General features: G+C 52.7%; 22 protein-coding genes and 1 pseudogene. 7 read left to right on the top strand and 16 right to left on the bottom strand.

What is annotated here, in order from left to right; genetic code table 11:
* Positions 1-130 precede the first annotated feature (130 nt).
* The 3 genes from aroA (at position 131) to glmU (ending at position 4,340) form a co-directional block, all read left to right on the top strand.
* Positions 131-1,456, top strand: coding sequence for a 3-phosphoshikimate 1-carboxyvinyltransferase (gene aroA / locus EV12_RS03865; RefSeq protein WP_036912202.1), 1,326 nt, complete (start codon positions 131-133; stop codon positions 1,454-1,456).
* Positions 1,431-2,417 carry a tRNA (5-methylaminomethyl-2-thiouridine)(34)-methyltransferase MnmD gene (locus EV12_RS03860; RefSeq protein WP_052039519.1) on the top strand — a complete coding sequence of 329 codons (987 nt, stop codon included), beginning with the start codon at positions 1,431-1,433 and terminating at the stop codon, positions 2,415-2,417. The genes aroA and EV12_RS03860 overlap by 26 nt, the downstream gene beginning before the upstream one ends.
* A 582-nt stretch (positions 2,418-2,999) precedes the next feature.
* Positions 3,000-4,340 carry a bifunctional UDP-N-acetylglucosamine diphosphorylase/glucosamine-1-phosphate N-acetyltransferase GlmU gene (gene glmU, locus EV12_RS03855; RefSeq protein ID WP_036912199.1) on the top strand — a complete coding sequence of 447 codons (1,341 nt, stop codon included), beginning with the start codon at positions 3,000-3,002 and terminating at the stop codon, positions 4,338-4,340.
* A gap of 26 nt (positions 4,341-4,366) precedes the next feature.
* On the opposite strand, the gene EV12_RS03850 is transcribed toward glmU, so the two are convergent.
* The 7 genes from EV12_RS03850 to menD are packed head-to-tail and all read right to left on the bottom strand — an operon-like array spanning position 4,367 to position 11,484.
* A complete protein-coding gene (locus EV12_RS03850; RefSeq protein WP_036912194.1) occupies positions 4,367-5,764 on the bottom strand; it encodes a UDP-N-acetylmuramoyl-tripeptide--D-alanyl-D-alanine ligase in 1,398 nt (465 codons plus the stop codon).
* Positions 5,764-6,480 carry a hypothetical protein gene (locus EV12_RS03845; RefSeq protein WP_036912191.1) on the bottom strand — a complete coding sequence of 239 codons (717 nt, stop codon included), beginning with the start codon at positions 6,478-6,480 and terminating at the stop codon, positions 5,764-5,766. The genes EV12_RS03850 and EV12_RS03845 overlap by 1 nt, the downstream gene beginning before the upstream one ends.
* A 5-nt stretch (positions 6,481-6,485) precedes the next feature.
* Positions 6,486-6,608 carry a hypothetical protein gene (locus tag EV12_RS14790; RefSeq protein ID WP_275040944.1) on the bottom strand — a complete coding sequence of 41 codons (123 nt, stop codon included), beginning with the start codon at positions 6,606-6,608 and terminating at the stop codon, positions 6,486-6,488.
* Positions 6,601-8,100 carry a glycogen synthase GlgA gene (glgA, locus tag EV12_RS03840; protein ID WP_036912188.1) on the bottom strand — a complete coding sequence of 500 codons (1,500 nt, stop codon included), beginning with the start codon at positions 8,098-8,100 and terminating at the stop codon, positions 6,601-6,603. The genes EV12_RS14790 and glgA overlap by 8 nt, the downstream gene beginning before the upstream one ends.
* A gap of 59 nt (positions 8,101-8,159) precedes the next feature.
* On the bottom strand, positions 8,160-8,738 hold the full coding sequence (locus EV12_RS03835; protein WP_081939899.1) for a L,D-transpeptidase: 579 nt from the start codon (positions 8,736-8,738) through the stop codon (positions 8,160-8,162).
* 20 nt (positions 8,739-8,758) lie between these two features.
* Positions 8,759-9,652, bottom strand: coding sequence for a 1,4-dihydroxy-2-naphthoyl-CoA synthase (menB, locus tag EV12_RS03830; protein ID WP_052039520.1), 894 nt, complete (start codon positions 9,650-9,652; stop codon positions 8,759-8,761).
* A gap of 5 nt (positions 9,653-9,657) precedes the next feature.
* Positions 9,658-11,484 (bottom strand): 2-succinyl-5-enolpyruvyl-6-hydroxy-3-cyclohexene-1-carboxylic-acid synthase, encoded by a 1,827-nt coding sequence (gene menD / locus EV12_RS03825; protein ID WP_413314862.1) that lies wholly within the window; start codon positions 11,482-11,484, stop codon positions 9,658-9,660.
* A 50-nt stretch (positions 11,485-11,534) separates the two neighbouring features.
* Here menD and lepB point away from each other — a divergent pair, with 50 nt between their 5' ends.
* Both lepB and EV12_RS03815 read left to right on the top strand, forming a co-directional pair.
* Complete coding sequence (lepB, locus tag EV12_RS03820; RefSeq protein WP_036912186.1) at positions 11,535-12,155, top strand: signal peptidase I; 621 nt, start codon at positions 11,535-11,537, stop codon at positions 12,153-12,155.
* Positions 12,156-12,170: 15 nt separating this feature from the next.
* The gene (locus tag EV12_RS03815; protein ID WP_036912184.1) at positions 12,171-12,521 is read left to right on the top strand and encodes a DUF760 domain-containing protein; all 351 of its coding nucleotides are present in this window, start codon (positions 12,171-12,173) and stop codon (positions 12,519-12,521) included.
* Here the strand turns inward: EV12_RS03815 and EV12_RS03810 are convergent.
* On the bottom strand, positions 12,511-13,734 hold the full coding sequence (locus tag EV12_RS03810; RefSeq protein WP_052039492.1) for a DUF4336 domain-containing protein: 1,224 nt from the start codon (positions 13,732-13,734) through the stop codon (positions 12,511-12,513). The genes EV12_RS03815 and EV12_RS03810 overlap by 11 nt on opposite strands.
* Before the next feature lie 94 nt (positions 13,735-13,828).
* On the opposite strand from EV12_RS03810, the gene EV12_RS03805 reads away from it, so the two are divergent.
* On the top strand, positions 13,829-14,083 hold the full coding sequence (locus EV12_RS03805; protein WP_152562331.1) for a hypothetical protein: 255 nt from the start codon (positions 13,829-13,831) through the stop codon (positions 14,081-14,083).
* 535 nt (positions 14,084-14,618) lie between these two features.
* On the opposite strand, the gene EV12_RS03800 is transcribed toward EV12_RS03805, so the two are convergent.
* A complete protein-coding gene (locus EV12_RS03800) occupies positions 14,619-15,008 on the bottom strand; it encodes a transaldolase (RefSeq protein ID WP_241466517.1) in 390 nt (129 codons plus the stop codon).
* Between the two features lie 245 nt (positions 15,009-15,253).
* Here EV12_RS03800 and EV12_RS03795 point away from each other — a divergent pair, with 245 nt between their 5' ends.
* Positions 15,254-15,985 (top strand): prohibitin family protein, encoded by a 732-nt coding sequence (locus EV12_RS03795; protein ID WP_413314936.1) that lies wholly within the window; start codon positions 15,254-15,256, stop codon positions 15,983-15,985.
* A 579-nt stretch (positions 15,986-16,564) separates the two neighbouring features.
* Here EV12_RS03795 and EV12_RS03790 read toward each other — a convergent pair.
* The 7 genes and pseudogenes from EV12_RS03790 to EV12_RS03760 form a co-directional block, all read right to left on the bottom strand.
* Positions 16,565-17,659, bottom strand: coding sequence for a type III polyketide synthase (locus EV12_RS03790; protein WP_036912175.1), 1,095 nt, complete (start codon positions 17,657-17,659; stop codon positions 16,565-16,567).
* A complete protein-coding gene (locus EV12_RS03785; protein ID WP_036912172.1) occupies positions 17,650-18,807 on the bottom strand; it encodes an NAD(P)/FAD-dependent oxidoreductase in 1,158 nt (385 codons plus the stop codon). The genes EV12_RS03790 and EV12_RS03785 overlap by 10 nt, the downstream gene beginning before the upstream one ends.
* A 1-nt stretch (position 18,808) precedes the next feature.
* Positions 18,809-19,528, bottom strand: a complete 720-nt coding sequence (locus EV12_RS03780) for a class I SAM-dependent methyltransferase (RefSeq protein WP_036912169.1) — start codon at positions 19,526-19,528, stop codon at positions 18,809-18,811.
* A 544-nt stretch (positions 19,529-20,072) separates the two neighbouring features.
* Complete coding sequence (locus EV12_RS03775) at positions 20,073-20,948, bottom strand: metal ABC transporter permease (protein ID WP_036912166.1); 876 nt, start codon at positions 20,946-20,948, stop codon at positions 20,073-20,075.
* The gene (locus EV12_RS03770) at positions 20,948-21,742 is read right to left on the bottom strand and encodes a metal ABC transporter ATP-binding protein (RefSeq protein WP_036912164.1); all 795 of its coding nucleotides are present in this window, start codon (positions 21,740-21,742) and stop codon (positions 20,948-20,950) included. The genes EV12_RS03775 and EV12_RS03770 overlap by 1 nt, the downstream gene beginning before the upstream one ends.
* Positions 21,742-22,689: a metal ABC transporter substrate-binding protein gene (locus EV12_RS03765; protein ID WP_241466518.1), complete on the bottom strand. Its 948-nt coding sequence runs from the start codon at positions 22,687-22,689 to the stop codon at positions 21,742-21,744. The genes EV12_RS03770 and EV12_RS03765 overlap by 1 nt, the downstream gene beginning before the upstream one ends.
* A 198-nt stretch (positions 22,690-22,887) precedes the next feature.
* Positions 22,888-23,142, bottom strand: a pseudogene (locus EV12_RS03760) (photosystem II q(b) protein); the annotation flags it as partial.

The following is a 23,142-nucleotide window of genomic DNA, read 5'->3' as shown; positions in this document are numbered from 1 at the left end:
TAGCAAAAAACACTCGTCAGCTATCTGCTGATTGAGATGATCCAAAAGAGACAAATTGCACAGCACAAAAAAAATTGGAAATAAGCTCAAACGCTTGCCCATAAGATCGATCTGATCCGGGCCACACCCATTGAGCGTTACAAGCACTGCCTCATTGACACGTGAGCTTCGAGCAGGTGGTGGGCTTTCTGGAACGGTGCGAGTTCCTGGAGATAAATCGATTTCCCATCGAGCGCTGTTGTTTGGAGCTATCGCAGAAGGGGGCACCACCATCGAAGGCCTTTTACCTGCTGAAGATCCCATTAGTACCGCCGCCTGCCTTCGCGCCATGGGAGTCACCATCAGCCCAATCCGGGCAGGGCAAACAGTTCGGGTTGAGGGCGTTGGCCTCGATGGGCTTCAAGAACCGCAAGATGTACTCGACTGCGGCAACTCCGGCACAACAATGCGGCTGATGTTAGGGCTGTTGGCGGCACGCAAGGGCCGCCATTTCGTGCTTAGCGGTGATGCCTCTTTGCGCCGTAGGCCGATGAATCGGGTTGGCCAGCCTTTAGCAATGATGGGAGCCAAAATCAAAGGGCGATCCAACGGCGACTTCGCACCCCTTGCCGTGAGCGGTCAGAAACTTCGTGGTGGTGTCATCGGTACACCTGTAGCAAGTGCCCAGGTGAAGTCAGCCCTGCTGCTGGCAGCCCTTACAGCTGATGGGGCAACGACTGTGATCGAACCAGCCCATTCGAGAGACCACAGCGAACGCATGTTGCGGGCATTCGGTGCTGATCTCGAAGTGGGAGGAGAGATGGGCCGCCATATCAGAGTGAGCCCAGGACAAAAGCTTTATGGGCAAAATATTGTCGTTCCAGGTGATATCAGTTCCGCTGCCTTTTGGCTTGTCGCAGGCGTGCTAGTGCCTGGAGCTGAGCTGGTGGTGGAAAACGTTGGTTTAAACCCCACCCGTACTGGCATCTTGGAAGTGTTGCAGCAAATGGAAGCTCGCATTGAGGTGCTCAACCGCCATGAAGTCGCCGGTGAGCCGGTTGGAGACCTACGGGTGAGGCAAGGTCCGTTAAAGCCTTTCAGCATCAATGGGGACATCATTCCTCGCCTGGTCGACGAGGTGCCGATCCTGGCGGTGGCTGCTTGTTTCTGTGATGGTGAAAGCAAAATTACTGACGCTAGTGAACTGCGCGTCAAGGAAACCGATCGGCTCGCTGTGATGACCAGGCAACTCACGGCTATGGGAGCAGATATCGATGAACATGCCGATGGGCTCACTATCCGCGGGGGGCGAACACTGCGAGGCACAGACCTCGATAGTGAAACGGATCATCGTGTCGCCATGAGCCTGGCGGTGGCTGCGTTGCTGGCGGAGGGCAATTCCCGCTTGACTGGTAGCGAAGCTGCGGCTGTTTCCTACCCCAACTTCTGGGATGACCTTGAGCGGCTGCATCGCTAATGCCGGCCACTCTCGCCCTTTGGGGGAGCTGAACGTTTTCCCAACGGCGGATGGTAGCTTCAGCCTGCATAGTGAGTACTTCGACGAAGCGTTCCACAACTCCGCCGGAGCGCTGAATGAAGCATGCGCGAAATTCGCACAACCGGCAGAGTTGACGCGCTTTAGTGGCGGACAAACTCTTCGGATCCTCGACGTATGCATGGGTCTTGGCTACAACACTGCGGCTGTGCTGGATGCCATGCCAACTCCAGCACCGAAAGTGCTGTGGTGGGGTCTAGAGATTGACAGGCGACCACTGGAACTCGCTTTGGCGCAGACGGGTTTCTGTAGTGCCTGGTCAGCATCGGTCCACCAGAGACTTATTTTAATCCGAGATTGTGATGGTTGGGATCAGCCAGAGAGCAGGGGAACAATGTTGTGGGGCGATGCACGTCAAACGCTTCATCAGCTACCCCAAGATGAGCAGTTTGATTTGATTCTTCACGACGCCTTCTCTCCAGGTCGCTGCCCACAGCTATGGAGTGAAGAGTTTCTGCATGGCCTGGCCATACGATTGGCTCCAGGTGGGAGGCTGCTGACCTATAGCCGTGCAGCGGCCATACGTGCCAGCTTGCAGCGAGCAGGGCTGAAATTATTCTCGCTACTGCAAGTGCCAGGGGAGCGCGGAGGTTGGAGCAGTGGCACCATGGGTATAAAACAGTTCAATATCAGCTTTGGAGAGAAAGGTCCTGGTTGGCGGGCGCTTTCTGCAATGGAACATGAACATCTACATACACGCGCAGCCGTTCCGTACCGCGATCCAACTGGAGAAGACCAGGCAGAAGTGATCCGGAGGCGGCGTAGCACTGAACAACAGCTCTGCGGATTAGAGGCGACCAATACCTGGCACCATCGCTGGACAGCAAAGCAAAGCAAAGCAAAGGTTGATTCTTGTCAGGAAGAAACTAGTGAAAAAAATTAGAATAGATAAGAATTGAAAGAGATTGTTTAAAGTCATTCTTGGATCCTCTTTTTTCATGACTTACACAAGCGCTACCAACAAGATCCTTGGAGCCAAGGAGCATATCCCTGAGCTCGCTACGATAAGCATGGTAAAAAAATGTTTCATGGCAAATCATTCATCGGACCTTTAAACAATCGGATCGCAACGTTGAACACAGACTCGGTTGGTATAATGTGGTGTGCTTATATTTTTGGCATTCTGGCATTGATCTCTCTCCCAGATGCAATTCAATCAGATAATCCCTTCACGATTGTTGCTTGGTGATCCTCACCTTTGACTCCAAGCCTGCTCAAGTTTGGGATTCATAATCATGCTTCGAGGTTTGCTTTCATGAGTACTCATCAATGATGAGTACTTTTTATTCGCCGTGGAGGGACTTGCTTGCTGTCTAAGTATCATTTCTAGTAATGCAGTTACTTTGCTGGTGCTTTCTGGCTGAATAATCACTGCTAGAAGCTGAGCTGATCCTACTTAAAGGCTGTTAAGTGCAGTGAAGTTGTTGGAATTCAATTAGATTCCGGCCGATTCGCCAATTTCTCCATGCTCGCCGTCGCCATCTTGGCTGCTGGGAAGGGCACCCGCATGAAGAGCAGCCTGCCCAAAGTCTTGCAACCGCTCGCAGGTTCCACATTGGTTGAGCGGGTGTTGACCAGTTGCTCGGGCCTTCAACCTCAACGGCGTTTGTTGATTGTTGGCCACCAGGCGCAAGAGGTGCAACAGCAGCTCACTGATTGGCAAGGCTTGGAGTTTGTTGTTCAACAACCTCAGAACGGCACAGGTCATGCGGTGCAGCAAGTACTGCCCGTATTGGACGGCTTTGATGGCGAGCTTTTGGTTCTCAATGGTGATGTTCCATTACTTCGACCAAGCACGATCGAACACTTGGTGAACGAACATCGTTCAAGTGGTGCCGACGTCACGCTGCTAACAGCCCGACTCGCAGATCCCACGGGCTACGGCAGGGTGTTTTCAGATCAACAAGGCCGCGTAAGCACCATCATTGAACATCGTGACTGTAGTGACGAACAGCGCCACAACAATCTCACTAACGCAGGCATCTACTGCTTCAATTGGAAGAAATTGGCCGCAGTACTACCCCAACTTTGTAGTGATAATGATCAAGGTGAGCTCTACCTCACCGACACTGTGGCGTTGCTACCTATTGCGATGCATGTAGAGGTAGCTGATCCTGATGAGGTGAATGGCATCAACGATCGTTGCCAACTTGCAAACTGTGAGGCGCTGCTTCAAGAACGGCTACGTAATCATTGGATGAAGGAAGGGGTCACTTTTACTGACCCTGCTAGCTGCACGCTTAGTGAAGATTGTCAGTTCGGTAGAGATGTGGTGATTGAACCCCAAACCCACTTGAGGGGGTGCTGCAACATTGGCGATGGCTGCCAGCTTGGCCCAGGAAGCTTGATTGAGAATGCCGACCTTGGCCATGGAGTCAGCGTTCTTCATTCCGTTGTACGTGATGCCAAGGTGGGAAATGAGGTGGCTATTGGCCCTTTCTCACACCTACGCCCTGGTGCAGACATCGCTGATCAATGCCGTATCGGCAACTTTGTGGAGATCAAAAAAAGCCAAATTGGCGAGGGCTCAAAGGTGAATCACCTCAGTTATATCGGTGACGCACAACTTGGTCGCTGTGTCAATGTCGGGGCCGGTACTATCACTGCAAATTACGACGGTGTGAGAAAACATCTCACCGTGGTTGGTGACAACAGCAAAACAGGAGCGAATTCCGTTTTGGTGGCGCCGATTGTTTTAGGGTCGGACGTCACAGTAGGAGCTGGCTCCACGCTGACTAAAGATGTTCCCAATGGTGCTCTCGCCCTTGGCCGCTCCAAACAATTGATTAAAAATGGTTGGCAGTGAAACGAGAGGATTAAGGCTTAGCCCTCTTAGAGCAAAGGGATCAATTTTTCTAGAGCGACACCACGACTAGCCTTGAGCAGAACCACATCGCCGGCCTCAAGCCAAGCCTGCAATGGCTGAGCAGCCTGCTCTGGGTTGGCAACGACGGCCAAATGCGGCAAGGACCCTGCTGCTGTTGCCATTGCCTCAGCCTCTGCGCCTGCAGCAACCACGACGAGTCCATCCAAACCAACTTCTACCGCCCGTTCAGCAACTTGGCGATGCAAAGCCACGCTCTGGTCTCCTAGCTCCAGCATGGTTCCGAGTACTGCAAAGTGACGTCCCGGTTGAATTGCTAATAGCTCTAATGCTGCTTGCACGGCTTCCGGCGAAGCGTTGTAGGTTTCATCCAGAACAGTGAAGTTGCCAACTTTTAGCCGTCGACTACGGCCACCAGGAACGTCTACTTTCAGATCGGTTAGCGATTCCTTGCAGACATCTAATTCACGGGCAACTGCGATTGCCAGCATCAAATTGCAAGCGTTATGCATCCCTTCTAAAGGCAGGGTGTAGGCCTTTCCCTCTAGCAATAGTTGACCCTTGGCAAGGTCAACATGGCCAACGAGGTCAGCCATGGGTAGAGGTCTTCGATGCAGACCTGCAATCTCTGACCGCTCTAATTGTTGATTGTCTTCAACTGCCACGCGGATCACCCGCCCCCGCCAGATCCGCTCAAGAGCATCTTCCAGGAGTGAATCTCCTGCTGGGATAACGATCACTCCTCTGGGTTTCAGGCAAGTGGTGATCTCACACTTGGCGGAAGCAATCGCTGCACGACTACCTAAACGACCGACGTGGGCACTGCCGATATTGGTGATCACAGCGACGTCTGGTTGGGTGCAACAGGAGAGTCGTTCTATTTCCCCAATTCCACGCATACCCATCTCCACTACAACTGCGCCATGATCTGAATGCGCCTGCAACAAGGTGAGCGGAACACCCACGTCGTTGTTGTTGTTGCCTGCACTTGCCAAGACCTCACCAAGGGGTGTGAGTGCAGAACGGATCAACTCCCGAGTCGTGGTTTTCCCTGCAGAACCTGTTACGGCAATCACCGGTACATTCAACTGACGGCGATGCAGCAACCCCAGCTGCTGATAAGCCTCGAGAGTGTCCTCCACAATCCAATGGGGGAGACCCTCGGGCACTGGATGATGATCTTTGCGAGCCACCACAGCCGCCTGGGCCTCAAGCTTCAGAGCTTGAGCAAGAAAAGCATGACCATTGAAATGCTCCCCCACCAACGGCACGAAGAAGCTGCCTTCGCTCAACTGACGACTGTCTGTGCAGATCGGACCAACAGCTTGGTCAAGATCTAGGTCAGACGCATGAACATGCATCGGAGTACCCCAAAGCTCGATCAGCTGCCCCATACGCAGTCTCATCAAGCCAAATCCTGATCGAAAATGATCATGCCCACACCCACTCTTGCGGTCCTGGCAAGCAGTTGATCAACCTCATCCTGAAGCTGAAGTTCGTCATAACCGAGCTGCTCAGCAAGAGCCTGCCAACGATCGGCAAGCTCACGTTGTCGAGATGAATTGAGGTTGTTCCAAACTGAACTAAGCCTCAACACAAGATCTTTGTCCAGGGGTCTTGGTTCGGCTGCAAGAAGCAAACCACTTGGGAGATCATTGTCTGCAAGCATCGTTAATAGAGGCTCAAGCTGAAGAGGCACAGCCAAAGGCACCGAAAGCTGTGTGGATTCCAGTTCAGAAGGCTCCGACAACGTTGCAACAGGCTGTGACTCCGCAGTGGAGGGGCTAGACATCACAGCCATCGCAGCTGAATTGCTGGGATATGACTCTGCAGGATCTGCTTGTGCCACAGCAGGTTGCTGATCAATGAGCAGGCTGCTGAGGAACACTCCCAAGATCAGTACGCTTGCAAGTGTCAATGGCCAGAACATTGGTGCCATTGCCGAAGGCCAGAACCTTGGTGTGGAGAATTCGCCTTGCCGGTTTCGACGCCAGAGTTCCCTGAGTCGCAGACCAAGGTCTGCGAAGACATCACGAAATCCATGTCGCAGGGATACCCAGGGATTGGTATAGGGGACTGGGAGTCGTCCCGTTTGCTTCTCTGGCCGGGGCGACTTGTTCATGCTGATCAGGAGCCCTGACGACCAAGCGGCAGATTGAAAAGATTGGGGTGCAGCAATGGGGTCGTCTGCAAAAGAGCCGCCAAATCTGCAAGATCACCAACCAAGTTTAAACCTCTTTTTTTAATCATCCCCTTTCTTCTTGCGTCTGGTTCTTTTTTTCGTATTGCTGTCCTGACCCTGACGGGAAGGATCTGAACCCTGGCCGAGAGAAAATTGCTCCACAACCGCCGCATCAGGAGACGGCTCCTTAAGGCCACAGACATCCCGATACATCTGGTCATAGTCGAGGGCGGAGCGATCCCAGCTGTAGTTTTGAGTCATCGCACGTTGCTGCAACTCACGCCAGCAATCACGATGACGGAACGCCTCCCAGGACCTCACTAATGCTGTATAGAAGTCAACAGGCTCAAATCGATCGAAGCAGAATCCAGTACCGGTTTTATGAATAGGGTCGTAAGAAGGCACCGTGTCGACAAGACCACCCACTTTGCGCACCACCGGCACGCTGCCGTAGCGCATGGCCAACAGCTGACTAATGCCACAGGGTTCGAAGCGACTCGGCATCAGAAATGCGTCACTGCCGCCGTAGATCAAACGTGCTAGGTCATCGTCGTAAGTGAGGAAAACCGAGAAGCGGCCAGGGTTCTGAATCGCCAATTGCCATAGGCCGGATTCCAAACCACGCTCACCAGTGCCCAGCACGACGATCTGTGAATCTGTGTAAGCAAGCAACCGCTCTGTCACCTGCAGCAGAAGATCAACACCTTTCTGATCCACCAACCGACTCACCATCCCCAGCAGATAGGTGTCCGGATTGACCTCAAGCCCCATGCGCTGTTGAAGTGCCTGCTTGTTCACAGCACGACCTGAAAGGTCATCGGCACTAAAAGTGGCTGGCAAAGACTTGTCATTAGCAGGGTCCCAATCCTGCAGGTCAATGCCATTGAGAATCCCACGCAGCTTTCCAGAGATGTAGTTCAACAAGCCATCAAGGCTCTCCCCATATTCAGATGTACAAATCTCTCTGGCATAGGTGGGAGAGACGGCATTCACCCGATCGGCATAAAGCAACGCTGCCGCCATGGTGTGATCACCTTGCATGTACCAGGGGCACCAAGTCATCCGATCAAGTTTCCAGCGCCAGGGCCCCTGATATTTGAGGTTGTGAATGGTAAAGACCGTGCTGACTTCAGGGTCCTGATGCATCCACACAGGAATCATCCCGGTATGCCAGTCGTGGCAATGCAGCACCTGCGGTTTCCAAACGTTCCAGGCAAATTCCGTTGTCGCGCTTGCGAAAAACGTAAAACGCCAATCTTCGTCTTCTCCGCCGTAGATCCTTTCAGGATCAAACACTGGATGCCCCACCAGATAAAGGGGCAAACCATTGCTGGGATGACTGGTCTCGTAAATGGCGAACTCGTTGCCCATGGTCTGACCCCGCCAAATCGGATCAGTAGGGATATCCAGCAAGCTCCAGAGCTTGCCGTAACCAGGCATGATCAGACGCACATCATGATCAAGCTTGGCCAGGGCTGGGGGCAATGAGCCCACCACATCACCCATTCCACCGACCTTGACCATTGGCGCGCATTCCGCAGCAGCAAATAGCACGCGCATTTTCAAGTCAGTCGAGAGCCGCGAGACTCTAAATGTGCATCAGCTCAATCAGATCACGATCATGGCAGCACCTTGAGCGGAGTGCCGATTTTGACCAGCCGATAGAGGGATTGGACGTCCTCTTCAAATAGCCGAACACAACCATGGGAAACAGCCCGGCCAACAGTCCAGCGGTGTGGCGTCCCATGGAAGCCAGACGTGACGCAGCCATCAATCGATAGCCAACGATCCCCATCGTGAGCGTCTCTGCCGTTGCAATCCCGATAGAAGCCGATCCAGCGACTGCCAAGGGGATTGTTCGGCCCAGATCCGATTCGCTTACCGCTCTGGGGATGCTCCCAAATGGGATGGGGAGTCTTGCTCAAAACTTGAAACTCACCTGCCGGAGTCTCCCAGCCAGGCATGCCAACCGCCACTGAGAAGCTTTCAATTAAGGAGCCATCTTCCAAAACAAGCAGCCGACGGCTACGCCGATCCAATACCAGATGCAGCCCCTCACGTTCAATCACAGCGACGGGGAAGCTGGCGACGATTTGGGGAAGAGATTCCTGAACAGCGGCATGAATCAGGGAGGGCAGCAACGGCAGTGGAAGCGGTAGCAAGAACTCCTTCCCCAAAGCAAACGATGCGTCAATCATGACGCTGGTAGAGCGGCTTGTTAGGGAAGCCAGCCTGATCCTGAAAAATCTGGACGTCGTTTTTGTAGAAATGCATTTCGGCCCTCCTGGGCTTCATCCGTTCGATAGAACAGATGGGTGGCCTGGCCGGCTAGTTCCTGAAGCCCTGCCAAGCCATCGGTTTCAGCATTGAATGCGGCCTTCAGGCAGCGGATGGCTGTGGGGCTGTGCTGCAACACCTCTCTTGCCCAACGCACTCCCTCTGCTTCAAGGCCATCAAGGGGAACAATCTCGTTGATCAACCCCATCTTCAGCGCTTCTTCAGCTCCGTATTGACGACAGAGAAACCAGATTTCACGAGCCTTGCGTTGCCCCACGACCCTGGCGAGGTAACCAGCACCAAAGCCACCATCAAAGCTGCCCACCCTGGGACCGGTTTGCCCAAACACGGCATTCTCTGCCGCCAGACTGAGATCACATAACAAGTGCAGCACTTGGCCACCGCCGATCGCATAGCCGGCCACAAGTGCAATCACAACCTTTGGCAAGCTGCGAATGATGCGCTGTAGGTCGAGAACATTGAGGCGCGGCAAACCTTCTTCATCGAGGTAGCCACCGTCGCCGCGCACACTTTGGTCACCACCTGCACAAAAGGCATAGCCGCCATCGTCAGCAGGTCCAACACCGGTGAACAAAACCACGCCTAAACGTTGGTCGTCTCGAATTCGGGTGAACGCATCACAGAGTTCCATCACAGTGCGTGGCCGGAAAGCATTGCGCTTGGCCGGACGATCAATCGCAACCCTGGCAATGCCTTCTGAACTGCGATCGAGCAGTACGTCTTGATATTCACCCCAGGGTTCCCATTCGATCGTGGGCTTGCCAGGCAAAACCTGTCTTGGCCTCATGTCAAACCGATTGGAATCCATAGCCATCGGGATCAAAGATCAATGTGGCCATTTTGGGAAATCGACTGCAGATGCATCACCAATCCCTCGCGAAGCTGTTGCCTCATCGATGAATCTTGACCCCGATGCGTGCACACACGTATCAAAACAGGTCCAGCCTGAAAAAGCCCCCACTCCAAGGCTGCTGGTAGGTCTTCGAGACAGGCCACCTGACAGTGAGGAATGTTATGAGCCGCTGCAAGGGCAAGAGGGTCAACCGCCTGAGGCATGGCAAACAGCTGCTCAAATGCTTCGCTCGGAGCTGTCTTCACCAGCAGCTGCTCGAAGATGCCTCCGCCACCATTGTCGATCAACACCACCACCAAAGGCGGGCGCTGGGGATGAGCAAGCAACCAGCCATTGCTGTCATGAAGGAGAGCCAGATCGCCGCTGACAAGCAAAGTGGGTCCAAGGGCCATCGCTAAACCCATGCTTAGAGAAAGGGTGCCGTCGATACCAGACGCGCCTCGAAAACTGAAGCATCGTCCCGAAAATAAGCTCTTGTCCGCATAAGCCAGCCAGTCCCTCACTGGACTGCTGGCTGCCAACATGATTGGTAGCCCAGCTGGCAGAAGACGGGATAACCAGCGCGCCAGGGCTGGTTCTGTGATGGCACCCTGCAGGGGTAACTGCTGATCCAGCCACTCCTGCGCAAAACGATCGATGATCTGCCATTTCTTCAGCAGAGACTCGGTTGCCTGTTGAGAGGCGGCATCAGCATCGATCCATCGATGGTGATGGTGTTGCCACCAGGTCGTCAATCCATGACTCCATTGCTCTGACAAACCAAGCGGATCGAGACAACGGGAGTCTCCCTCTGTAATCAGTAGCTGACCGTCACCAAAGCTTTTCAACCATGCCTCAAGGCTCCGACTGGCTGACATTGGTCCTAGACGCAGCACTTGAAGCTGCTCCTGAGAGCCTAAAAGCCCAGCAGCCAAAAGCAGCTCCCAGGAGCGGATTAGACCAGGTTGGTCTGAGGGCACAGCCGATAGTGGATCGGCCAGCACGGGCCAGCCACTCAAGGCCTGCCACTCTCGCAACGATTGCTGAAAAGCAAAAAGGTCTTTGCTTAGGCCTCGCCAAGCACCAGCGACCACAACGCCGGGTCGCAAAGGATTCAATGCAGAGGGAACTTGATCGGAAACCCCATCAGTCCCCTCAACCGCCATTGAAAGATTTATTGGCGTGATCGGAGATGAACGTGGAATCTTGGGAGACCACCCCTTCCAGATCACCCTCTGCTCTTCTTCACTGATATGTAGAGGCTCCTCAAAAGGCAGATTGAGATGAACGGCTCCTGCGGGGTGATGAGCTCGTTGCCAGGCCTTCTCTGCGAATGATTCCAGCGTTTCTGTACTGAAAAGATGCAACCCCTCTCTTGGGCCCTGCCCAACCCATCGACAGACAGGACTCAAGAAAGTCTCCTGATTCACCGTTTGATTGGCACCGCAGTCTTTGAGTCGATAGGGACGGTCAGCAGTGAGAAGCAACAGGGGCTGACAGGATCGATCAGCCTCCACCGCCGCAGGCAAAAGGTTGGCTACAGCGGTGCCTGAAGTGGTCACTACAGCTGTTGCAGTGCCTGTAGCAGTGCTAATTCCCAAAGCCAAGAAAGCAGCAGAGCGCTCATCAATGGCAGTGCTAAGCCGCAAGCGATTGGTACGTGCCATTCCTCCTGCAGCAAGTGCAAGGGGGCCCGAGCGGCTGCCGGGACAAAGCACCAGATGGCGCAGCCCCAAGGCATGAAATGCCTCGAGCAAGCTCAGGCAAACCAACAGATTGTTGTGAGCAAGAGACAGAGCTTGTGCCTTAGCCAATGCGATTCTCGGTCAATACCGACCGGCGATGGCCGGCTTAATCAGTTTCGATGACCCCGACACCTTCTCCTCCTCGAAAAGAAGCAAGCGGTAGCTGGCGCAGCCTGCTGCTCTGGTTGGTTCTGGCCTTGTTGATGCGGTGGCAGGTGGTGGAGCCTCGCTGGATTCCCTCCGGTTCAATGCTGCCAACCCTTGAGCTAAAGGACCGCATTCTTGTTGAGAAGGTTCGTCCTCGACTTGCACGTCAACAAGAGCAGCCTTTGCCGCTTGGCAGCGTGGTGGTGTTTCACACGCCACCTGCACTACTGGATGCTGGCTACGACCCCAAAGCGGCCTTGATCAAACGTGTGGTGGGGCGTCCAGGCGATCAACTGGAAGTCCATCATGGTCAGCTCTGGCGCAACGAGATCGCCTTGAAGGATGACTGGCGTGACGCACCAATGAACTACGAGATGGCGAAGGTGACCGTCCCTGAGCATGAACTCTGGGTGATGGGGGACAACCGCAATTCCAGTCTTGACTCTCATCTCTGGGGGCCATTACCAGAAGAAGCGGTGATCGGAACTGCTATTTGGCGGTACTGGCCACTCAATCGGTTCGGTCCAATACGGTTCCCCTCCCAAGGCAACAGTGGATCTAACGACCTAGCTGCGATAGGGTCAACATCGTGACGAAAAGCACACCGGATGTTCAACCCGGAGTTCCTGACCACCGATAACAACGATTGCCAGGATGGTAATGGGCTAATTCAGTACCTCCAGGATCAATCCCCTGATGTATTGCAGCGAGTCGCAAAGTCTGCCAGCAATGATATTCAGGACATCATTCGCCACAATGTTCAGGGCTTGCTGGGTATGCACCCGGGCGAGCAATTTGAAGTGAAGGTCACAGCCAGTCGAGATAATCTCGCCAGTTTGCTCGCATCAGCAATGATGACTGGATATTTCTTGCGCCAGATGGAGCAACGCAAGGAATTGGAAGAGTCGTTGTTCTCAGATGAAGCGATGGCAGTCGATACAGACGATCTCAATCTCTGAAGGCTGCCTGAGGATCTTTCGGCACCACACCAAGGCTGAGTAGGCGTTGATCAACGCTGCCTAGAAAGCTCCAGCTGGCTTGATTTATAGCCCATGGGCGTCTGGAAATAGATTGACTTAAATCTCGAACCTGATGAGGCTTGAAGGCCACGATGTCGCTGAAGTGAGCAGACACAAGCCAGCGCATCCCTTTCAGGCGCCGCATCTCATCCAACCATTCCAACAAGACGTCCTTCGCTCTTGGAAATACCAGCCGTTCCAACACGGGCGCAACTTGTAGGAGCGGGCCGTTTTTCCCGAGACGCTCCTGAGCCGCCTCCTCCCAACCGGGTTGCCAAGCGAATGGAAACAGGCCGAAATGGGCTTTAGGGCTAAGTGTTCCGGGCCTGAAGGCATTGCGCAGCACTTCCAACAGGGGAGGGATCACAAGCGGCCCTGGCTTCAGATAGGTCGCGAACAACACCACACGGGCCCAGCCTCGGCGGCGCGCTTGTGGAGAATCCTCAAGGGGTTGATCACCCCGATCACGGGCGTGGAATAACAGGGGTGTGGGGTCTAGGTCAAACAGAGCTGGAGGCTCTGCTTCGATGCCCACTAGAGCATCTGTTACCAATACAGCTCCGGAAGCTTTGTGAAAACAAGCCACCTCCTCAAAACGGCCAAGCCCCAAATCCAGGGGTCCTAAAGGGAGCCAAGTACAACTGTCCGGATGGGGAAAGCCGTCCTCCTGCAACACCTTGGTGCGGCGCGCTGGAATGCCCAGCCAAGATGAAGGCAAGGAGATTGGGAAACTCCACTGACCAGGACAAACCCATACCTCTGCCTGTGGGAAGGCTCGTGCCATAGCCGGTAGAGACAATTTGTGCTCTAGGCCAGACGCGGTGGGAAGCACAATCGTGACGACATTGCCATGGGTGGCCTCCAGATCAGCTAGAGCTCGACGCAACTCGGGAGTAGGAGGAAGGGGATTGAACAACATCAACCCACCTGGCACCTTCACCACGGTGAGCCTGACAGGCACAGCGACGTAATAGAGCCCTTGGAGTTGTTCAAAACTCCAGATCTGATTGGGTATTAGTTCCCGTACCAGGGTGCGGCGCTGACCATAGGGATAGAGAGGTAACAGCGGCCACCAAGGCCACTCTTGATCAAGCCAAGAGACAGTCTTCGTTGCACTCACTTGCCCTGCAATAGCTTGATTCTCGGGAGTCATGGCTCTCAGTCTGTGCAAGTGGTCAACATCTTGTGCAACTGGCTTTAGGGACAAGCTAGGGATAGAACAGGCGAGCAAGCCAATCTGTCCCTGGATGACGCCCAACTCCGGGATGCGTCGCAACAGCGCAAGGCTGAGGCAGCTTGCCAATTATCTCAGAGGAGTTCACTCTGAGCGGCATGGACTATCTCTGCGCAGCAAGACCAGGCCGAATAGCCAGGGTTTGATCTGCCTGCTTTTCAATATCGCTACTGATGGAAAGGCTCTTAACTTCGGCAAAGAGAACGGTTACCAAAAGCCCGCAGCAGGTCAAGGAAAGCCTGTTAAACCAGAAAAGACCAGCGTGTGATCATGGGCTTATGGGTTAGAGCAGAAGCTGAAACCTTGGAGCTTGCATATACCGCCGCCTAATCTTCGCGACGAGAAGATTAAAACAAAAGCTAATGCTTCTACCCTTTTCCATACATAGGCCTAGGTAAAAAAAAACTAAAAATCATTCAAATAGCTTGGACAGAAAGAAGGAATTGGTTGAGATGCTGGAATGGTTTAAAGATCAAGGATTAGAATAGTCACTATCAGCTTATTCACTTTTCTCATCCTGCCCCGTAGGGATTGGCAGCATGAAAGTGCAAATACTTATCATTAAGTTAATTGTTGACTCTGGTACTTCTGAGGCTAATTTTGACAGCAGATCATTGATCTAAGTATTGATTATATAAAGATTGCAAAAGAAGATGGCCTGAAATGCATAGTCGATATCGTTAATACTAAGGAGGATTCATTCGTAGATCTCTGCTTCGAGTCTGGTAATTCTAATAAAAGATAGATCTAGAATGAATTCAATCCAAATAGAACTGAGCTTTTTTAGAGCTGATAGACTTTACTCAGTATTTGAGATTCAAGAAGACACCAATTAAAATCAAGAGTACTGTAAGTAAAGTAGCCCATATGAGAATTGGGCTAATCGATGGATTGTTCCCTTTGTTGAGGGCATCGAAAATTTGGTCCTTAATCTCTTGATCAGAAAGATCGATCACAGCTTCTGCCGTGGACTCATTTGAGTCAATAAAGAGCGCAGCGACTTTCGCAGTTGAGACTATATCTGCACCTTCAGCAGTTAATTGGCTCTGCAGTAATGGTTCTGATTTGAGCTTGGCAAGAAAAACTTTGAGCTGTGCTGCTTGCATCGCAATCTTGCTATGATTATTTAATCTATCAAGGTCATGTACAATATCAACCTTTCGTAACCAACCATAATTATAGAAAGTTGTCAATAAACGATGGCGATGAAAAATACTGCAAGGTTTTGACGAAATAAGTGAACTCCCTTGATTGTCTTGCTATACATTGAAAACTTATTGACTCTTCTATCCCAAGTCAATTGAACCTTTTGGATTGCCATGGCTTTCCCTCATGTTCATTGATAAACACCTATGCTTACGTCTGCTGCAAAGTAGATTCAATGCGTTCACCAATCAACAACATTTCATCAGTCCGAGCAGGCGTTGCTCCTACGGTGATGATTGTAGGAGGTTCAATTGCAGCCATTGTTGGTCTCTCGTCAATATTCGTAGTGCCTGCTGGTGAAGTAGGAGTCGTAACGACGCTTGGGAAGGTTAGTAAAAATCCACGGCTGCCTGGCTTAAACCTAAAGATACCCTTTGTTCAATCAGTTCATTTCTTCAACATAAGAACACAAGTTCGTCCAGAAAACTTCTCTAGCTTAACTAAAGATCTGCAAGTTATAGAGGCGACTGCAACCATTAAGTATGCTGTAAAGCAGTCTGAAGCGCCAAGGATTTATAGTACTATCGCAACAGGTAATGCTGAGATTTATGAACGGATCATCCAGCCATCATTGCTCAAGGCTCTGAAGTCTGTGTTTTCAAAATATGAACTCGTAACCATTGCAACTGATTGGAATAATATCTCTCAGATTGTAGAAACCAATGCATCTGCTGAATTAGCAAAGTTTGACTATGTTGAGGTTAAAGGTCTCGATTTAACTGGATTAAAAATCGCAGAAGAATATCGTTCCGCAATTGAACAGAAGCAAATAGCCGAACAGCAATTATTAAAGGCACAAACAGAAGTGAAGATCGCAGGGCAAGAAGCAATCAAGTTTGAGACTCTTAATAGAGGTCTCAATGACAGGGTGCTTTATAAGCTATTTCTTGACAAATGGGATGGCAAAACTCAGGTTGTGCCAGGTTTGAATGGTCGGATGCCTCCAGTTATCGTCGGCCAGTGATGATTTCTGTATATTTATTTGTTGATGATAGCCTGAACTTGTAGGTGCAATTAAAGGACTGAGGGGAGTATTCATATTAAGAATAGTTAGCCTTCTTTGTCTGTTCACTCTTATCTATAATTGATTTCTCTATGTCTAATATTTAGAAGCTGTTTGATTATAAATGAAATCAATTTGAAGAGTCTGTATTGTTTCCGAACAGGTGACAAACTCAAGAGTTGTCCCTAGTCGAAATTCACTACTAAAGCAACATTTACTTAGCTCTTTCTCTTGATGTTGGGTTTGGCGAGCCACTGTGTAAATCACCATTCATGATTCAATTTCCTTCCCGCCTTTGACGAACCCTGAAAACCCACAACACTTGGTGAACTTGCCCTGATTATTTGCTCGATCCAATTTTCAGTACTTGTTATGGCTTAGTTGCTCCAGAGCTTCATCACCATCAAGACGGGACTCTATTGGTTTTTTAGACTTAACTCGTTCTAATACCAGTGTTTGCTCCGTCTTCCCCCTTGCGCACACAGGATCTTCGCTGAAAGAAGAAGTCAGTAGCCCTGAATTCCGATCCGAAGTTCGAATTCAGTTGCTGTTGCAGAGATCGAACAATGCCACTTCGGCACAAAGGCCTGGACCAAAGGCGAGTGCCAGACAAGGTCCGCTGCAAGCTTTATGACGCATGCGTTCAAGAATGAAAAGAACGGTGGCCGAAGACATGTTGCCGTGAGCTTGAAGGACGGATCTGGATTCAGCCAGGTGCTCATGCTTCAGGGTCAAGGCGTCGGCGCAGGCCTGCAGGATCCTCGGCCCCCCCGGGTGGAGGGCCCAGCTGCGGATGTCAGTCAGATCGGATCCTTGCCCCCTCAACCAACTGCTCAGCCAAGGTTGCAATGCACCAGCTATCGCCTCTGGCACCTGTGGTGACAAGCCCATAGCGAAGCCATGATCTCCGACCTGCCAATGCATCAGATTGCTGGTGTGAGGAATCACGGTGGAGCCAGAAGCCTTCAGTGTCAGAGATCCCTTCGATTGCGCCAAAGCTTGAGAAGCAACCAAAGCTGCGGCTCCATCAGCGAACAGGGCGTTAGCTACCACCTTCTCGGGGTCCCAGCCGTAATGCAGATGGAGACTGCACAGTTCGACAGAGCACAGCAGCACCACAGCGTTGGCATCAGCTTCAGCGAATGCCCGCGCCACACGTAGACCGTTCAAGGCACCGTGACAGCCCATGAATCCCACATGGGTTCTCTGAACACCGGGGTCAAGTTCAAGTTGGTCGATCAGAGCAAGGTCAACACCCGGAGCCTTGAATCCGGTACAGCAAACGGTCACAAGATGAGTGATCACATCAGCTGCTAGCTCGGCCTCCTCAAGGGCAAGACGGCATGCATTGATTGCCAGCGCTGAAGCATGGTGATCAAACTCGTTCATCCTTGCGGCAGTAGTGGGGCTTTCGGCCCCGTAGAAGGGCAAACGCTGGCTGATCGGCTCACTCGCGTCGTCTCCCAGCAGAACGCTGCCCCTGTTCTGAACCTGAGTTCGTCGCTGAATCCGGCGGACCAGTGCCGCTCGTTCTGGACTGTCGGCACTCACGAACTCTGAAAGCGCCATGGAATCGCTCTGATTCACTTGTTGTTCCGGCACTGCCGTTCCCATGCCGAGAATGGTCAGAGGCATTGCTGACTTCCTGAGGGGGGGAGGCTCACATGGTTCAGGCTGGCAATAACCCGTTCAGAAAGGGCCGGCCAGCGTTTGCTGAGTTCAAACAATGCACTCGTCGGCTTTGGCTGCTTCAGCACCATGGCCAGAGTGCGACAGATCTGTTGGCGACGACCGATCCGCAGATTCAGCTCTCTCTTCCAGCGTTTCTCCAGATCATGACTCCAGTGGCGTAGCCCTTCCTGAACGAATGGTGCCGCTGCGGCCCCTGCAGTGAGGGCCCAGGCCATTCCTTCACCGGTAAATGGCTCCACATAACCCGCGGCGTCACCCATCACCAAAAAGCGCTCACCGGCCACAACCTCAGCGCCGCGACTAAGAGCTGGGGTTAGTTGCCAACGCCCCTGATTCAGAGCAGCAGGAGGTGGGAAACCAGCCTGCATAAGCACCTCGTGGGTGGCGCCAGCCGCTCCTTGTCCATGGGCTAGCGCCTGCCGATCGAAAGCTGCTGCCAGATTGAGTAAACCGTCCTCTCTGCGCACCAGTCCCACATAACCACGTTCACCGATTGCCATGTGAATGGCGCCTGCGGTGTAGCGGTTCTCATCATCAGCAAGAACACAACCGGCCCCAACCCTGGAACGACTTCGGATCCTGGTGATGCCGGCATCCTGCTCGGGTAAGCAACGCTGGGCAAGCCCAGCTGCGACAAGCACGACACGCGCCCTGACGAGGTTTTGCTGACCGCTGCACTGATCCTTCAACCGCACAATCCGCCAGCCCGGTTGGACTTCTTCGACCCCGGCGCTCATTTGACAGCGAACGGAGGCCCCAGCTTCAATCACCGCGTTCATCAGTGCCTGATCGAACCGTTCCCTGGAGAGAGCAAAACCATCGGGAATGGCAAGAGACGTTTGACGACCATTCAGGCCGAGGCGAAGGGTTTGCAGTCGTACGCCGCCGCGATCAACGATCAGATTGTTCTGTCCCAGAGAGTTGAGAGTCGCCTGCGCCTGTTTGTTAAAGCAGCAACCACATACTTTCCAACGGGGGAAAGCTCGTTTTTCCACAAGCAACACCCTTAATCCTCGCCGTGCGCAATCCAGGGCGGCTAGCCCCCCTGCAGGACCGGCCCCAACCACCAGTACATCCCACAGATCCTGCATCTCAATGACGCTCCCAGCTGAGCAGGTAACGCTCAGGCCAGCAGCGATGCAGCTGAACACCCTCCAAACCTGCGCGCCGGGCTAAAGCCATGATTTCCGCAGGACGGAAAGCGGCACGAACCGAAAGGGGGCCATCGGTGTGGACCACCCAGGAGCGACTAAGAAGACGTGTTCCAGCCCAGGCCATCACGTAGCCCAGACGACTACGGATTAGATCATTAACCAGCACAAGCCTGCGGGCTCTTGTTGCCATTCTGGCGAGAAGCCGTTCCACGTCGCTGTCGTCCAAGTGATGGGTGAACAGGGTGCAGAACACCACATCGAATGATTGATCATCAACGCTTTCAGAGAGTGCATCGGCAGAGAAGAATGTCAATTTGGCACTGCGTTTCCGTGCATTAGCACGGGCAATACGTACGGCCTCTGGGTTGAAATCACAGGCTTGAATCTCCAGCTCCAGGCCCTGGCGCTTTGCCATCAGAGCAAGATCGATCGCTGTGTCACCACCTCCGCAGGCGAGCTCGAGCACACGTAGGGGAGGCCCTTGCTGACGGATGGCTAGAGCCTTAATGGAGTGGAATAGACCTGCAGAACAGCGGCTGATGGCATTGATGCGACGCAGGCCGTTCAAGGCCCTGGCATGTTCAGTGGGATCGAGCCCTGGCTGATCCATGACTTCCGGTTGACGATCACGCCGGTTGAGAGCCTCACCCCAGGGCATCGGGCACGAACGTGGTGTTCCCTCAACCTAGGCAGAAGGCTGGTCCGGAAATCGTCAGATCATCTTTAATCTCGATCGAAGCGTAGAGGCAGGCAATGCGCCCTAACACCGCAACAGCCGAGACCCCAAAATCCTCTCAAGAACAAGCTGCAGACCATCGCCACAGAGCAATAGAAGAGTTCTCATTGGTTAGGGAGAAGACGTCTAGTTGCATGAAACACGCCCCCTTGCAAAAATCTCTACTTACGTCACAGGGATAAGGCCTGCAAACAAATTGCAACCACAGCCGCAAAGCTGCAGCAGCGGCAATCAAAGCCACTCTTGATCAAGTCAAGTGATTGTTTGAACTGGAGTCTCAGGCGTTATCAGTGGATTCTCTGTTGAAAGTGCACATCATGAACAGAACGTGCCTTCTCAATTTAAATCTGAAAAGAGATTAGGTATTGAGCAATTGCTGTTCCTCCAACCACATTGAGCGGAGCCGAATTGAAGAGGCCCATAAAATCAAATCCTCTCTGGTCAGACTTGCGCTGTTCTGCCACACCTATGGAGCAAGTGAACGCTGAACTTTCAAAATGCCGTATCGAGGTGCCAATAAGAAAGTCAGCAGGAAGAGAACGGTCTGCACCAGCACAATGCAGCCTGCAGTGGAACTATCGGTCCAATAGCTGATGTAGACACCTAGAACACTTGAAAGGGCACTGCTGAGGATTGCGAGCAAGGTCATGCGATCGAAGCGGTCTGTGAGTAGATAGGCCGTAGCACCAGGAGTGATCAACATCGCAACCACCAGAATGATGCCTACGGTCTGTAGACCAGCAACGGCAGCAAGTGATAACACCGACAACAGCAAATAATGCAGGAGCCCTGTATTGATGCCGATCGATCGTGCATGGGTTGGATCAAAGCAGAACAACATAAAATCTCTGCGAAGAACCAACAGAATTGCCACCACAATTCCAGAAATCAAAAGCGTTTGCTGGATATCAGCTATCGAGATTCCCAGCACATTGCCGAAAAGAATATGGGTGAGGTCGATGTTGCTTCTAGTTTTGGATACCAGTACCAATCCGAGCGCAAAAAAACCTGTGAAGACAAGGCCAATCACAGTGTCTTCCTTGACCCGTGACTTCTGCTTCACAAAGCCAATCAAAGCCACCGAACCCACCCCAAAGACAAAGGCTCCTATCGAGAACGGCAACCCCAGGGCATAGGCCACAACGACTCCGGGCATCACGGCATGGGAGACCGCATCACCCATTAACGCCCAGCCCTTGAGGGTCATGTAGCAGGAGAGCAGTCCACATACCCCTCCAACAAGAGCACTCACCACCAAGGCTCGCACCATGAACTCATGACTAAGGGGTTCCAATAACCAAGACAGCCCTGTCGCTGTCGCTGTTGCTAGAAGCTCTGTCATTACTTGAAGTCCTCCGTGGAGGTCGGACCACCGCTCAGCACGTTTGGAACCATGCCGCCGAATGTCATCGCAAGGTTCTCTGGAGTAAAGACCTCTGCCGTCTCGCCATAGGCCAGCACAGTCTTGTTAATCAGCACCACCAGATCGCAGAACTCACGCACATGACTGAGGTCATGGGTGGAGATCAAGATGGTGTGACCCTCATGACGAAACTGAAGGAACAGCTCCGCCATGAGCTTTTCGGTTCGTACATCAACACCGTTAAATGGCTCATCCAGTAGGAGTACCGAGGCGCGTTGGGCAATTGCGCGGGCCAGGAATGCCCGCTTGCGCTGGCCGCCGGAGAGGGCCCCAATTGGGCGGTGTCTTAAGTCAAGGAGCTCCACCCGTTCGAGGGCATGCCAAACCGCCAATCGATCTGATTCCCTAGGGATGCGTAAGAGATTCATGGAGCCATAGCGACCCATCATCACCACTTCCCAGACGCTTATTGGGAACGAGCAGTCGACCTCCTCGCTCTGAGGGACGTAGGCAACAGCCTGATCGCGCTGGGCACGGGGAACTGATAGCCCATTGATTTGGATCGTTCCTCTTGAGGGTCTTACAAAACCCATCAGGGCCTTGAAAAGGGTCGACTTGCCAGAACCATTCATTCCAACTAGCCCGCAGATGCAGCCAGCCCGCAAATGCAGGCTGGCGTCATAAAGCGCCACGACGCCGTTGTAATCCACGCAAATTTGATCGGCCTCAATGCGCAGGCGATCGCCGAAAGGAATTGAACGACACTGATCCATTATTTTTCGCCGTTGACTGGTACCAAGCCATCCAGAATCAGACCAACGTTATGTCGTTGAAGATCGAGCAAGGTCGAGGCCGGCCCATCGGCTTGCGAAAGAGAATCAACAAAGAATGTACCGCCAAACCGAGCGCCGCTAGCCCGTGCGACCTCACGCTGAGCCTTGTCGCTCACAGTGCTTTCACAGAAGATCGCTGGCACCTCACGCAGCTTCACGGTCTTGATCAGTTTGGCCATACGCTGAGGTGTGACTTCACTCTCGGCATTGACTGGCCAAAGGTAAGACTCCTCCATGCCGTAATCCTTTGCCAAGTAGGTGAAGGCGCCCTCACACGTCACCAGAAAACGACGTTTGGCTGGAATCGTTGCCAGAGATGTCCTTAGCTCATCATCAAGTTGTTGGAGCTGGTCTTTGTAGCGACGACCATTACTGGCAAAGGTCTTGGCACCTTCTGGATCAAGACTGCTAAAGGCTTTCACAAGTTGATCGACGTATTGCATCGCCCGTTCCGGAGACATCCAGGCATGAGGATTGGGCTTGCCTGCATAGGCATCTCCCTCAATTAACAGCGGCTCCATACCCTCACTAAGAGTCACCGTTGAGACCTTGCCAGCAGCGGCAGTGAACTTGCGCGCCCAGAGTTCCAGCCCAAAGCCATTTTCGACAATCAAATCTGCACCAACAGCTTGGGCCAGGTCACTAGGCGTGGGCTGATAACCATGAATCTCTGCGCCTTGCTTAACGATGGAACGCACCTGCAAACGGTCGCCGGCAACATTGCGCGCCATGTCTGCGAGCACAGTGAAGGTGGTGAGCACAAGAGGTTTGTCTGAGTCTTGGGCCTGGGACTGGTTCGCCATCCTGGCCGGTGGTGTGCAGGCACCTAGAAGTCCAAGGCAGCTGAAGGCAAGGGCTAAACGGACGGCTTGACGTCCAGTGATCAATTGAGACACGTGATAGGTCCGTTCGCTCTAAACGACTCTCAGGGGTTGTTTCATGTTCCCTGAAGCTACTAAGTATGGAATCTTGCTGAGCCCAAAAAGAGGCTTTTCAAAGACGCTACGACTTAGCAATAAAAAGCCCCCTCTAAGGAGGGGGCTTTCAGGTTCAGCTGCTGCCAAACCTTTTATTTAGCAGGATGATCAGCCAATCGCAGGAGCAATCAGAGCCACAGGTGTGGACTCAGCAGCTGCCAGGTCGAGAGGGAAGTTATGAGCATTACGCTCATGCATCACTTCCATACCGAGGTTGCTGCGGTTGAGCACATCAGCCCAGGTTGGTACAACTCTGCCTTGGGCATCGAGAACCGACTGGTTGAAGTTAAAGCCGTTCAAGTTGAAGGCCATCGTGCACACACCCAGTGAGGTGATCCAGATGCAGATCACCGGCCAGGCGGC

Source organism: Prochlorococcus sp. MIT 0701 (genome assembly GCF_000760295.1).
Taxonomy (GTDB): Bacteria; Cyanobacteriota; Cyanobacteriia; order PCC-6307; family Cyanobiaceae; genus Prochlorococcus.
Note: the sequence above shows the minus strand (reverse complement) of the source record. Positions and strands in the feature narration are given on the sequence as shown.